The 14,476-nt window shown below is 55.2% G+C and carries 7 protein-coding genes; all 7 read left to right on the plus strand.

What is annotated here, in order from left to right:
- Positions 1–2 precede the first annotated feature (2 nt).
- The 7 genes from CJP46_RS06980 (at position 3) to CJP46_RS07010 (ending at position 14,247) form a co-directional block, all read left to right on the plus strand.
- Positions 3–2,273 (plus strand): glycoside hydrolase family 88/105 protein, encoded by a 2,271-nt coding sequence (locus CJP46_RS06980; RefSeq protein WP_094594827.1) that lies wholly within the window; start codon positions 3–5, stop codon positions 2,271–2,273.
- Positions 2,263–5,961: a DUF4450 domain-containing protein gene (locus CJP46_RS06985; protein ID WP_094594828.1), complete on the plus strand. Its 3,699-nt coding sequence runs from the start codon at positions 2,263–2,265 to the stop codon at positions 5,959–5,961. The genes CJP46_RS06980 and CJP46_RS06985 overlap by 11 nt, the downstream gene beginning before the upstream one ends.
- 302 nt (positions 5,962–6,263) lie before the next feature.
- A complete protein-coding gene (locus tag CJP46_RS06990) occupies positions 6,264–8,564 on the plus strand; it encodes an AraC family transcriptional regulator (protein ID WP_179281055.1) in 2,301 nt (766 codons plus the stop codon).
- Between the two features lie 174 nt (positions 8,565–8,738).
- Entirely contained in the window at positions 8,739–9,689 is a 951-nt protein-coding gene (locus CJP46_RS06995) for an ABC transporter permease (RefSeq protein WP_094595109.1), read from the plus strand.
- On the plus strand, positions 9,689–10,555 hold the full coding sequence (locus CJP46_RS07000) for a carbohydrate ABC transporter permease (protein ID WP_094594830.1): 867 nt from the start codon (positions 9,689–9,691) through the stop codon (positions 10,553–10,555). Before CJP46_RS06995 ends, CJP46_RS07000 begins: the two co-directional genes overlap by 1 nt.
- 71 nt (positions 10,556–10,626) lie before the next feature.
- On the plus strand, positions 10,627–12,168 hold the full coding sequence (locus CJP46_RS07005) for an extracellular solute-binding protein (protein ID WP_094594831.1): 1,542 nt from the start codon (positions 10,627–10,629) through the stop codon (positions 12,166–12,168).
- Positions 12,169–12,183: 15 nt separating this feature from the next.
- Positions 12,184–14,247: a glycoside hydrolase family 65 gene (locus tag CJP46_RS07010; RefSeq protein ID WP_094594832.1), complete on the plus strand. Its 2,064-nt coding sequence runs from the start codon at positions 12,184–12,186 to the stop codon at positions 14,245–14,247.
- The last annotated feature ends 229 nt before the right edge of the window (positions 14,248–14,476 follow it).

Genomic DNA, 14,476 nt, shown 5'->3' on the forward strand with positions numbered 1-14,476 from the left:
CCATGGGCTACGTTGATGAAAAAAAGGCGATCGGCCATGGGGGATCGGCATCCGAGGAACAGGTGCTGGCGACCATCGCGAATCGGTACATCGGGGAGAACCCGCGGCAGGCACCGGTGTACAGGACGATGTACGCGGAAGGCTTTCTCCGGAAGCAGGATTACCGATACGATATGAACGCTGACCATAAACTCCCAAACCTGCAAGAAGGGGAATTCGTATACGCATGGGCCAAACTGTGGTCGGATGACGAGGGGAACCAGCCCCTACGGATCAGCTGTTACAGCCATACAAGGCTGTTTATCAATGGCCGGTTGGCTTTCGAATCCAACCACCGTGATGACGTGCTGCCGGACACACGCACAGAAATTCGCGGACAGCTGCGCAAAGGCTGGAATTCGTTTGTCCTCGAATTCGAAAAAACAGCCACAGGCTGCGGCGCCGTCTTTGGCACAGGATCAATCAAGGGAGCGCCGATTCATTTCCTTGCGCCGAGTGCGGAGCGGGATGGCCAGGAAGGGTGGATCTACACGGGGCCGGTCCGGAACCGGCTTGTGCCGGGGAACGTCAAAGAGGTTCCCGCACAAACTGCGGATCCCCACGTTGTCCGCCTGTTTGATGGCCAGAATCTCGAAGCGGTATCCGAAGCGGAAACAGGGCTCGAATGGCTGCCGAGGAGGGAATGGACGAATGATGAACGGCGGGCCGGCGATTTTGCGCGAATTTTTGGCAGCGGGCACGGCTTGACGGGAATGGCTTGGGCGAAGCTCGATTGCGGGGGACCCGCATACGACGGCACCGTCAAGCTATCCGGGAACAGCGAGGGAACGCTTCGCATATTCGCAAACGGTAGGCTCGTCTGCGAAGCGAATCAGGATGCCGGCCGTTTTACGGCCGCCTTCCCTTTAAGCATAGGTGTCCATAACATCATCGTCCAGTCGGCCTGCCGCGGAAAAGCATGGGGGTTCGAGTTTGATCCATTCGAGAAGGGCAGCGGCGTCTGCTGGATCATGCCCCATCCGATCGAAGGGATGGAGGGCTGCTGGCTGTATGCTGGTCCGTTCGAAACGCCTCCGCCCGCAGTGGCGTCCGCATCGGTCGAACGGCTGCTCGGATCAGGTCAGGAAGCCACGTATTGGAGGACAGACCAGCCGAATATGCGGGTACGGCCGTATGCCGAAAGCCGTCTGTTCGGCCGTTGGAACTACCCCCTTGGGGTGACGCTGTACGGTTTGCTTGAGACCGGCAGGGAGCTCGGCCGCAGCGAATATATCGATTATGCGGCAGACCATATCGGTCAATGCACGGCGATCGACGAGATGGTCATGTGGGATGCCGAGAGACACGGCGCCCCTTGCGCCAATCATCAGCTGGCTCTCATCGACAGCCTGGACGATTGCGGATCGTTTGGCGCGACCATGCTCCGGGCGCATAAAGAGCGTCCCCTCCCGGGCGCCGAGCAGGCGGCAGAACGGATCGCACGCTACATCACGGAGGAGCAGGACCGGCTGGAAGACGGAACGCTGTACCGTTTTCGAAGCTTCAGCGAACTGATGGTGAATACGATCTGGTGCGACGATTTGTATATGAGTGTACCGTTCCTTTGCCAATACTTTGCTTTAACGGGAAAAAGGCATTATCTTGACGACGCGGCAGAGCAGTTTCTGCTGTATCGAAAACGGCTGTACATGCCTGAGCGGAACATCATGCATCACGTCTATAATATCCGTTTCGGGAAGCCGTGTAACGTTCCATGGGGAAGGGGAAACGGGTGGGTGCTGTTTTCGCTGACGGAACTGCTGGCCGTATTGCCGGAAGATCATCCCCGGCGCAGCGTGCTGCTGGGGTGGTACCGCGAGCTCTGCGGCGGCTATGCGGCTTTACAGGATTCGGAAGGACTATGGCATCAGGTGCTGACCGATCCTGATTCCTATGCGGAAACATCTTGTACATCAATGTTTATCTATGCCTTCGCCAAAGGCGTTCGTCAGGGATGGCTCCCGGACGCAGGCCGTTTCGCGAATGCCGCGCTGCGCGGATTCGAGGCGCTGACCCGAGACTGCATCGATCAACACGGCAATATTTATGGCGTCTGCCGCGGTTCAGGCTACTCCTTCTCACCGCTCTATTACAAGGAGCGATTGTCCTGGCAGCTCAACGATACGCACGGCATCGGGATCGTGCTGCTCGCCGGCATTGAAACGAAGCGCCTCCGGTCTCATCTCGCCGCCAGGCAAGAACCGGCGAAGGGAGCGGCCGCCCATGCCGAATAGATCGTATCTGTCCGGCCGAAACCCTGCGCCATATCACGCAAAGGACGGCGCTTTTCGCGTCATAAACGGACCTCAAGTATACAATCGCGCCTTGTATGGCGCCTATTTGCCGCATATCGGCAAACGGTTCCGCGTTTTTGCAGGCGATGTTCCCGAGTGGATGATGTTCCTGCCCGGCGACGGCGGCCGGCTGCTGCTGGGGCTCGGGAACGGGCGGTCAATGAAGCCGCTGCGCGAATGTGAGCGGATCGAAGCCCGATATGACGGCGCACGTATGGTCTACGAGATTGCGGATCCGATGCTTGGAGAGCGAGGAATGCTTCGTCTCGAGATGATGCCGCTTGCGGCCGATGCCGGCATGCTGGTTAAACTCGAAGCTCCCGAAGGACTGAACGGACTGACAGTCGCGGCGGCATACGGCGGGGCATCCGGGCAGACCCACTCGAGGACGCTGGATCCAGGATATACGCCTCAGCATGTAACGGAGTTGAAGCCGGCCGATTGTGATGGGAACGAGATTTTGGCATACGGTGACGGCTTCGAGCTGTCCGCTGGTTGGATGAAGGGCGGCCGGATCACAGGGCAAACGACAATACCGGGCACGTTTGACGTAACGAACGCCATGGAAGCCGGCGTGTGGTTTCACGGCGAAAGCGCTAACGTGCCGGATCATGCTGATGAGCCACAAAAATTCGGAGCGTGCGCGCCGGACTCCGGGTCTTTACTGGCGATTCCGTTACCGGATATGGCACCGTCCGCGAAGATGCCGCTGCTCATCTTCCATGGCGCCGAGGATGCGGATTGGAGCAGACCGCATTACATCGTGCTCCGTTACGGAGAAACGGAGATCGTTCCGCTCATGGCTTCCGAAGCCAAGCAGCTCCATGAGGAAGCTTCCGCTTGTTACGAGCGGATTGCAACAACTGTGACGGTGAAAACGCCGAGCGAGCTTATGAACGCTGCGCTCCGGACCGCCTGTGCCGCGCTGGAAGGGGCATGGCTGCCCCCGGTGTTCGCTCACGGCGCGTGGTCCTGGAACAGCCGGTTGTCGGGCTGGCGCAGCATGTATGGTCCGATTCAGCTCGGCTGGCATGACCGTGTACAATCTGAAGCACGCCATTTTATCGGCATGCAGCTAAGAAATAAATCCGAAGGCATCGCGCGGCCGGATCCGGATCCTGAATTCGGGCTGGCAAGGCAGAGCGGCCGCAGCGTATTCGTCAGTGAAGGGATGATTCCTTACACGAAAGGCATGGAAGGGACGGCCAAGTACGATATGCAGCAGGTGTTCATGGACCAGCTGCTAATGGAGTGGGAATGGACGGGCGACCGGACGTTCGCGCCACAGCTGTACCCTGCGCTGAAACGGCATCTGGCTTGGGAGGAGCGATGCTTCGACGCTGATGGCGACGGCTTGTACGAAAACTACGCCAACTATTGGGCCAGCGACGGCGTATTCGCCTCGGGAGCGGGATGTGCCCTTGCTTCCGCTTATAATTACCGAGCTCATTTAGGAGCAGCGGAGCTGGCCGGGCAGCTGGGCGAAGATCCGGTGCCTTACCGCCGGCGCGCACAGCAAATTCGCGAAGCGGTGCACGGAAGGCTGTGGCTCGTCCGGGAAGGAAACATCGCGGAGTCGCAGGACGGATACGGCGCCAAGCTGGTTCATCCTTCGGCGAGTCTGCCGACGATCGTGCATACGATCGAATCCGGCATTTTGGACGATTTTCAAATATACCAGACGCTGCAGTACACGAAGCACGCGCTCGAGCGCGTTGCCGTTGAGACCAGCGAAGGTCTCGGGGAGCTCGTATGGAACAGCAATTGGGCGCCTTACGTATGGAGCGTCCGGGACATCGATTACGCGGATGTCCTGCACGCGGCGTTGAGCTATTACCGGATCGGGCAGGCGGAAGAGGGCTATAGGCTTCTCCTTGGCGCCGCTTACGACTCTACCTCCCGCCATGTGTCCCCGGGGGCGTTCATGTGCGTTTACGAGGGCAAAAGCGTAGACTTTACCGATACGGCCAGCATGTTCGCCAGAACGGTGACCGAGGGGCTTTACGGAATCCGGGCTAAACTGCAGCACGGATGGTACGAAGTTTCGCCCAATTTTCCAGAAAGCTGGGAACGCGCATCCTTCTTTTCCGAGCGAATCGGGTACAGTTATACCCGGGAGGGACAGAAAGAGACGTACGTATTCCGGTCGTCCGTAAACGCTTCGCTGCGGCTGAAGCTAAGGGCTCGTTCGGCCGTGCTGTCGGTCAAGGCAAACGGATCACCCATGGCGTTCGAGTTAAAAGCAGGCATTGGACATCCGTATCTTGTGGCGGGCGGCATCGATCTGCCGGCGGGTAAGGAGATTTGCATTTCCGTTCGTTATGCAGAGACTGTACGTGCAGTCATGTCCCCTGAGCTTATCGCTGCCGCTGGACGAAAGTGGAGGCTGCGGCTGCCAGAGGGGATGCTGGCCAAAGAGATTTACGATCCGCAAGGCGTGTTCCGGCATACATCGATTGAAGCAGGGGAGACATCCATGAAGGGCGAAGTCCAGTTGGATGTCTTCGGGAGCCATGTAGCTTTCGTTCGCGTCCTTCAGAACGGAATGTCATCCTGGGAGCCTTTGCATGTCGACGTCCGGCCGCCTGTCGAGGCCGAGCTTGTCGATTGGAGCCCTGATGAAGGCGAGTTTCGTGTCCGGCTCGCCAATCATACGCAGGAAAGCATTCAAATAGAAGCAGCCTGCGGGCAAGTATCTAACGCAATCAAGCTGCGGCAAGGTGAGCGCACCGATCCGCTGAAGTTCCGGATGAACGGGGCGAAGGCGCTGCCGGGGACTAACCGCTTTCCGTTAAAGCTATCCCTACCAAACGGGGAACACTGGGAGGTGGAAGCTTTGCACACGGATTGGACCCTGAAACTACCGGCCGACGTGAAGCAGCGTCATATTCCGATCGATCATGCTTTTAACGCAAGGGCCGGCGATCTGTTCCGCATGGAATATCTGTCGCCAAGAATCCCTTTTTGCTCGCTCCAGGTCCCGATTCATTTAATTCCGTCCAACTGGTGCGTAACGCGCTCAGTCGGCATGGAACTCATCAATGACCGGCTGCTGAGCCGCAAGGTAGACGAGCGGGGACTTGTGGTAACGGAGGCGGGGATAACATTTCTGCAGCAGCGGGATCCGCAGCTTCCAAACGGTGCCTTTGCTTCCCGATGGGACGTGTTTCCGGATTCGCTTGAGCTTCCGGTTGGCTGCACCGGCCGCCGTATCTATTTGCTGCTGACCGGCTATACAAACCAAATGCAATGCGGCGTAATTAACGCAGAAATTGAAATTATATATCGTGACGGCGAAGCCGCGATCCATCCGTTGATTGCTCCGCAGGACTTCAGGTCCATGGAGAAAGGTCCGGAGTCGGAACGAGACTGCGACCGTGCCGTTTACGGACCCGTTCCGATCTGCCGAGTGTGCATCGGCGACATTCGCGACTCGGAGCATTGGAATGAAAGCTATGCCCAGCCGGATGGCCCGGATTGGCATGAGCTGAACCCAATCTATGTCCGATCGCTATACGCGCAAATGAAAGATATCGCCGTGAAGCCGAAAGAAATCGATAGATTAAAAGTACGGGCCGTAGCGAACGACATCATCATCGGCGTGCTCGGCTTGACAGTAGCAGAATAAAGCGGTGGCCTGGGATTGACGCTTGCAGCCGATTTCTCCCTAGGTCATCATCTGTTAAAGCCAGCATGCAATGCTGTATTCAACCTGTTGTATTTCCGGGCATATGCCCGGTTTTTTGTTTTACTCAGGCGTGCAGTTGCATTACAACCAACTTATTTCACAGAGGCTTCCGGACGGATTGCCTTTCCGACATAATGGCGTTTACAAAAAATCCGGGATCATTCCATTTTTATGTAAAAGAAACGGGGAGGTATGTGGTAACATTAGGAGAACATACAGTAAGTCGGGAGGCATGTGCTACGATGACGAAGCTATCCAATTGGGCAAGAACGCTGCTGTCGACGACGCAGGCAAGGTTGGTTTTTGTCCTGACGATTGCGGTATTTGGAATCATACTGGCGGTTAGCCTGACCTCGTATTATACGTCTAAATCTGTGCTGCAGAGTGAGCTTAGCGAGATGCATCATCAGCTTTTGAGCGATAAAATGAATTTTATCGAAGGCTACATTCAGGATACGGACAGCAGTGCGATCAAGCTTGCGCTCAATACCGGGGTCTACTGGTATTTGACGGATGAAGCGCAAGCGTCGCAGAGAGACATCAAACAGCTGACCGATTACTTGAAATCGATCGTCGTCAATCTGCCCTATTTAGAAAGCGTATACATATTCAATAAGGACACCCGGAGCTTCATTTCATATCCGCAGGGATACAGCTCCAGGTTCAGCACGTTTCCGGACTCGGATTGGACCGGTATTGAAAAGGAACTTCAGGAGCAGCCCATGCTGGTGAAATCGAGGCAGTTGTCCGCTTCTTCGGATCATGAGGGACGAAGCCAGCTGACCTATTTCCGTAAAATCGTGATTCAGGGCCAGACCAGAGGACTGATCGCGATGAACTTCAATAGCTCCGTGCTGTTCTCGCAGATGCATCTCAACAGCGTCTCGTCCATTGACAATTCCCAATACATCGTGGACAGGGATGGCAATCTCGTCTATGCGCTCGGGAGCGACCTGATTGACGAGCAGGCGATTCATCAAACGATCGATCGTCTCGGCGATAAGCTGTACGGCGATTTCAAACATGAGGGCAAGCGGCTGCTGCTGACCTATAATCCGTCGCCGATTACGCAGTGGAATTATGTCTCTATCGTGCGGCAGGATCAGGTGTTGGCCAAATCGAAAACGATCCGTACGGTCGTTCTTCTGGTTTCATTTGTCACACTAGTGCTCGGTGCATGGCTCATTTTCCATATCCACGCCGTTTCGTTCCGGCCGATTCGCAGAATGCGCAAGCTTCTGGCGGGTTATGAACGAACCGAGGACGGAGCGGACTTCGGGAAGCTGGAAAGCATCACATCCCGGCTGCTCCGTTCACATGAAGAGCTGTCCCGGCAGATCCGGCTGACGAAGACGGAGGCCGCCTCCAAATTCGTGCAGGATGTAGCCATGGGCAACTTGTCCGGAAAGCGCGAAATCGAATCCCGCTGGCGCCAGTACTTTCAGGAATGGACCGATGCACCGCTCCGAGTCATCGTCATTTCGATCGACCGGTATAAGGAGTGGGCGGAGGACGTTTCGGATAACGACCGTTTTCTGTACAAATACGCCATGCTGAATATTGTGGAGGAACTGCTAGCGAGCGACTACCGCAGCGTAAATCTAGACCTCGGAAAAGATAAACTTGCTTTGCTTGTGCAGCACGTATCCTCCAGCCGGGAGGGGCAGGAACCCGATCTCCTGCAGCGGCTTGACGATGCCTCGCGTATGGTGCAGGGGATGCTGCGCACAGACATATCGATTGGTTCAAGCCTGCCTTTCGATGAGATTCTGAAGCTGAGGCTTGCGTTCTATGAGGCACAGTCCGCTGTCAGTTACCGTCTTTACCTCGGCTACCGTTCAGTCATCCCTTACAGGGAAATCGAAATGGCGGGCCATTCGGCGGAACCGAAGCCGGATGCAACCCAAACGGCGAATCTGCTTGAGGCGGTGCAATCGGGATCAACGGAGCAGGCCCTTCGCATGATCGGGCGCTTCGGCGATCACCTGGCAAATCAGGAGACGTCGCCCTCCGAAGCGCTGGAATTTTTAGCGACGATTCGGAAGGGACTGCTCAAATTGGACGGCATGAAATCCGGTTCAGGGTGGGATGAGGCTGAAGTTGCGCTGGAGCTTGAAACATTGGACCTCAGCGATATCGTCCGCTTGCTGGAGAGGGAAGTCTGCCGACTGTCGGACCATTTCCGCAGTTTGAGCGGCAGCAAAGAATTTATGATGGTCCAGCAGATGGTCGACTTTATGAATCGCCATTTGGACGGAAATATCGGTGTGCAGGAAATCGCCGCTTCCGTTCCGATCAGCGTCAGTCTGGCCAGCCAACTGTTCAAACAGGAAATGAGCGAAACGATTCATGATTATCTCACGAGACTGCGTGTCGAGCGTGCCGGCGAGCTGCTCATTGAAACGGATTACAAACTATCGGAAATTGCCAGAATGGTCGGCTACCAGCATGAGAACAGTTTTATCCGAGTATTCCGCAAGCTGAAGGACATCACCCCAGGAAAATACCGTGAGCACAAGAAATATAACAAATTTCCCGTCTGAGCGGGCAATCAACCAATTCTCCATCCGATGAGCGAAATGTTCATTTGGGTGGATTTTCTTTATTTGCTCATGCCAAAACCGAATGATTCATTGCCGGTAGCCTGCAGCGGACCGTATGATTTAGAAGCGCGCTATCGTAAGATTCATTTCGGAAGAAAGGCGGTCGATAAAGGGATGGCTTATTCTCATGAGATACCCCGTCATGGAAACCGGCAGCGGGAATCTGGGAACCGTTATTTGAAAAACGTAAAGAAGCATTGGATGCTGTATCTCATGATTTTGCCCGGCGTGATGTTCTATATCGTATTTAAATATGTTCCACTTGCCGGGAGCATCATCACCTTTCAGGATTATCAGATCATGAAGGGCATTTGGGCGAGTCCTTGGGTCGGCCTGGACAACTTCAAATTTATTTTTTCTTACCCGGATTTTTGGAAAGTGCTGCGAAACACGGCGCTGATCGCCCTGTACCAGCTCGTGTTCGGATTTCCGGCTCCGATCGTGCTTGCGCTCCTGTTCAACGAGATTCGCAGCATGGTCATGAAGCGGACGTATCAAAGCATATTTTATCTGCCTCATTTTTTGTCCTGGGTCGTGGTAGGCGGCATCGTGTTTGAACTGCTCGCGACAGGCGGCATCGTCAACGTCATTCGTAGCTGGTTTGGTTATGAGCCCATTTTGTTCATGCAGCAGGAGAAAATGTTCCGGTCGATCGTTGTGATTTCCGGCATTTGGAAAGAGATCGGGTGGGGAACGATCATCTATCTTGCCGCGTTGACAGGCATCAACCCGAGTTTGTACGAAGCAGCCGTTGTGGATGGCGCCAGCAGGTGGAAGCAGACACTGTATATCACGCTGCCATCGCTGCTGCCAACCATTACTACGCTATTCCTGCTCCGGATCGGCAACTTTCTCGAGCTGGGCTTTGAGCAAATCTTCAACCTACTGACCCCGATGACCTATTCGGTCGGGGATATTATCGAGACGTACGTTTACCGTGCCGGTGTCCTTCAAGGGCAGTACAGCATGACGACGACGATCGGCTTGTTCCAATCGATTATCGGGTTTGTATTGCTGTGGATTTTCAACAGGTTAGCCAGAAAAACAGAGCAGGGGTTATGGTGATGAAAACAACGCTGAGTCAAAAACTGTTTACCGTCGTCAATTATGTTTTATTATCGGCAGCGGCCTTTACGATGCTTGCTCCGCTTCTGCAAATGCTGGCGGTGTCGCTGAGCTCGCCGGTTGCCGCAGACTCGAAGAAAGTGTTTCTCCTCCCGGTCGAATGGACGGCTGATTCGTGGATCTATATCCTGCACAGGCAGGATTTATGGCAATCCTTTGGCGTCACCGTGTTTATCACCGTCGTCGGTACGTTCCTCAGCGTACTGCTGTCCGTGCTTACGGCATATCCGCTGGCACACGCCAAATTTCTCATTCGCAAGCATGTGATGTTCGGAATCGTGATTACGATGATTTTCAACGCGCCGCTGATTCCGTTTTACATGACGGTCAAATCGCTCGGCCTCCTGGATTCCGTCTGGTCGCTCATTCTGCCGGGCGTGATCGGTACGTTCAATATGGTGATCATCCGGACCTTCTTCATGGGCATTCCTTCGGAACTTGAAGACTCGGCGCAGATCGACGGCTGCCACGATTTTCGGGTATTGTTCCAAATTTATATGCCTTTGTCCAAGCCTGTACTCGCGACTGTCAGCCTGTTTTACGCCGTGGGGTACTGGAATACGTTTCAGCGGGCGATCCTGTTTATCCGCGATTCGAACCTGCACCCGCTGCAGGTCAAGCTCAGGGAATATATCATGACGCCCGAGACGCTCGAAGTCGCTGATATGCTGGGCAACATCGGATACAATACAACCACGCTGAAGGCGGCCACGATTATATTTGCCGCGACGCCGATTATTTTGGCCTACCCGTTTCTGCAGAAATATTTTGTGAAGGGCGCGATGCTAGGCTCTTTGAAAGAGTAGGGCCCATCCAAGTCCGCTGCTGAGACGAGATTCAAATAAATGATCATTATTGCGAAAAAGGAGAGATCAGAATGAAGGCATGGTCAAAAAGGCTTCGGTTGATGCTGACCGTTGTGACCGGCACGGCTTTGATAGCCGGATGCAGCGGCAAATCGGGGGAGGGAGCTTCGAGGGCGGGTGATAAAAATTCTTCCTACACTGTTGTAAACGTATACAAAACCCACCTTGGAAAAGGGAAGCTGCCCAAAAGCGATGACCCTCATGTGAAGTATATTGCAGAAAAAACAGGAGTGCAGTACAACCTGGTTACCACCTCTTCCGGCGGCGATCCTGTCGAAAGCATGAACGTTATGATCGCTTCCGGCGATCTGCCTGACATTATGCGACCGGTAGGCGGAGTGGAGCAGACGCTCATTTCCCAAGGCGGTGCGCTCGCGCTGGACGATCTGCTGCCGAAATATGCGCCTCACGTTTGGGAACGCATTCCGGAGGAGGCGTGGAATGTCGTGCGCTCCGCGACCGATGACGGAAAGATCTATTACGTCCCGAAAATTTACATGATACCCGAGCGTGCGCCGATGATCCGGCAGGACTGGCTCGACAAACTGGGGCTTCAAATGCCCAAAACCAAGGATGACTATGTGAACGTGCTGACCGCTTTCCTGAACGGGGATCCCAACGGCAACGGCACCAAAGACGAGCTGCCGACGACGGGGCGGGAATTCGGCACATGGATGGACCACCTGTTCGGCATGTACGGCGTAGCCATGTGGGAAGGAAAGCCCGAATGGGATATCTATGACGGCAAGCTGCAATACGCAGGCGTAACCGGAAATATGAAGGCGGCCATCCAATTTATCCGCGAGCTGTATGAGAAGAAACTGCTCGATAACGAGACGTTTTTGAACAAAGGAGAAATATGGACCGCGAAGATCAACAACAACCTGGTCGGCAGCTGGTACCATCTTCCGGGGAATTTGAACAGCCGGCTTGACGCGATCGAGAAGCTTGCACCCGATGTGAATATCAAAGGCATGCCGATGCCTACAGTGGAGGGATATAAGGGTTTCGTTACGCAGAAAAGCGTCGGCGAACCGGAGTGGCTCATTCCGAAAGTGTCCGAGGACAAGGCGGAAGCATCCCTGAAGCTGCTCGACTTCTTCTACGATCCGGCAAATGCGGATTTTGTCCAGTTCGGCATCGAAGGAATCCAGCATGAGGTCGTCGACGGGAAGAAACAATTGCTGCCTGCAGACGATAACCGTACCCTCGGTCTCGGCATGCTGAACTATAACACGAAGGAAAGCATGGATTACCGCATTGAGCAAACCTTCCCGGCGGACCGGGTGCAGATGATCAAGGATATCTTTGCGACAGCTACCGCCGATGCGCGGCGTATTGCGGGCGACGGCATGCCGGTCTCCGTCTACGAAGGTTACCCTGACATCCAGTCCCATAAGCTGTTCCAGGAATACTTGTCAAAGATCGTGATCGGCGAATGGCCGATCGACAAGTTCGACGAATTCGTGGAGAAGTGGAAAAAATCCGGCGGGGACGAAGTGACGAAGCGGGCACAAGCCTGGTACGACAAAGTGAAACAATACCAAAAATAACGAGGAGGAACAGGCATGCAGCCGATTGAACGCAAAAAGCTTGTCTCCCGGCACAATCCCATCCTGCGCCAACCGGAAAAAACGGCACCGCTCTCGGTCGGGAATGGGGAACTGGCATATACGGTCGACGTCACCGGCATGCAGAGCTACCCGGACGCGTACGTCTTTCCGCTTGGAACGCAGTCCCATTGGGGGTGGCATTCCACTGGTGGCCGGAATATCCACACCCTGGAGCAGCTGCAGCTCGAATCTTTCGACACGCATGGGCGTGACGTGGGTTATCCCACGAACGCGGCCGGACAGGAGGAAGCCTTTCATTGGCTGAGGCAAAATCCGCATCGCGTGCAGCTTGGCACATTCGGGCTCGACCTGCGATCTCAAGATGGTAAACCCATCGAGCTCGATGAGCTCCAGGACATTGAGCAGACGCTCGACCTGTGGCGCGGCGTCATCAGTAGCCGTTTCCGTGCCGGTGGTGCGATCGTCAACGTCGTGACGGCATGTCATCCGGATGCCGACCAGATCGGCATCCGGATCGAGTCACCGCTGATCGCAGAGGGACGGTTGTCCATCATCGTCCGCTTCCCGGCTCCCCATCCGCAAGCCCGCGGGTGGGGAAGCAGCATCGGCTTGAATTGGGGAGATTCCCTTCTGCACGCATCGACATGCCGGAGTGTGACTCGTCGAGATGCACAAATCGAGAGGGTTTTGGACGAGGATACCTACCACGTTAGAATGGCTTGGACCGCAGGGGACTTCGTTCAGGAAGAACCGCATGCGTTCCGTGTCATACCAGACTCTTCACTGGAACGGTTAGAGTTTGCGATCAGCCTGTCGCCCATTGAAGCGCCGGCTTGCGAAGATGTCGATGACATTATCGAGGCTTCGAGGCGTCACTGGGCAGGCTTCTGGCAGCGCGGAGGCGCACTTGAGCTGGCAGGCAGCCGCGATCCCCGGGCATCAGAACTCGAGCGGCGCGTGGTGCTGTCGCAGTTTCTGACCGCGCTTCATTCCGCAGGATCGCTCCCTCCGCAGGAAACCGGGCTGATGTATAACAGCTGGTTCGGCAAATTCCACCTGGAGATGCATTGGTGGCACGCCGCTCATTTTGCGCAGTGGGGAAGAGTCGACCTGCTTCGCAAAAGTATGGATTGGTACAGTAAAATCCTGCCTAAGGCACGTGCGCTTGCGGTATCTCAAGGGTATGAAGGGGCTCGGTGGCCGAAAATGGTAGGGCCGGAGGGCGATCAGAGCCCGTCCAATGTCGGTGCGCTGCTGATATGGCAGCAGCCGCACCCGATCGACCTGGCCGAACTCTGCTTTCAGGCGGAGCCGACCCGCGAAACGCTTGAACGGTACCGGGACATCGTGATGGAAAGCGCCCGGTTTATGGCCTCCTACGTCGTTTGGGAACAAGAAGGCAGCCGCTACGTGCTGGGTCCGCCCGTTATTCCGGCGCAAGAGAACCACCGAGGCGACCGGACGATGAATCCAACGTTTGAGCTGGAATATTGGTTTCATGGGCTCGGAATCGCCCTGGAGTGGAGGCGCCGCCTTGGCCTCCCGCCTGATCCGCGCTGGGAGCATGTCCGTGCAAATTTGTCGCGGCCGCATGCAATGAATGGCACGTATGAAGCGCATGAGCTGATCTCGGACACGTTTGAGAGTGCGAATATCGACCATCCGTCGATGCTGGGCGCATGCGGCATACTGCCCGGCAAGCTTGTCGACAGGGAAACGATGCTCCGGACGCTATACCGCGTCCGCGATGACTGGAAATGGGAGACGTCGTGGGGATGGGATTTCCCGATGGCGGCCATGGCTGCGGCCAGGCTGGGCGAACCGGCCCTTGCGGTAGACATGCTGATGATGGATCAAGTCAAAAACAGCTATCTCGTTAATGGACATAATTATCAGCGTGATCATTTGCTCAGCTATCTTCCAGGCAACGGAGGGCTGCTGGCCACTGTAGCCTTGATGGCTGCCGGCTGGATCGGCGGCCCCGGCAACCATGCGCCGGGATTTCCGGGTGATGGAACATGGAGCGTGCGTTACGAGGGCCTGGTACAACGTTTGTAAGCATGCTGCTATACATAGATGGATCCATATCCAATGCTGCTTGACTGAGCTGGCGCCGCTATTTAACGGCGTCAGTTTTTTTTGGCTGCCCGACGCTTTTTGCATTTTATTTTTGCACTAGGGATTGTAATGTAGAAGATTATGCCTTAATATAGTCGATAATGATAATCATTATCATTTAATTTGCAGTCATCGTCATGCATCGACAGGAGGTGAATTCTTGAGTACG

This window comes from Paenibacillus sp. XY044, from assembly GCF_002257645.1.
Taxonomy (GTDB): Bacteria; Bacillota; Bacilli; order Paenibacillales; family Paenibacillaceae; genus Paenibacillus_AQ.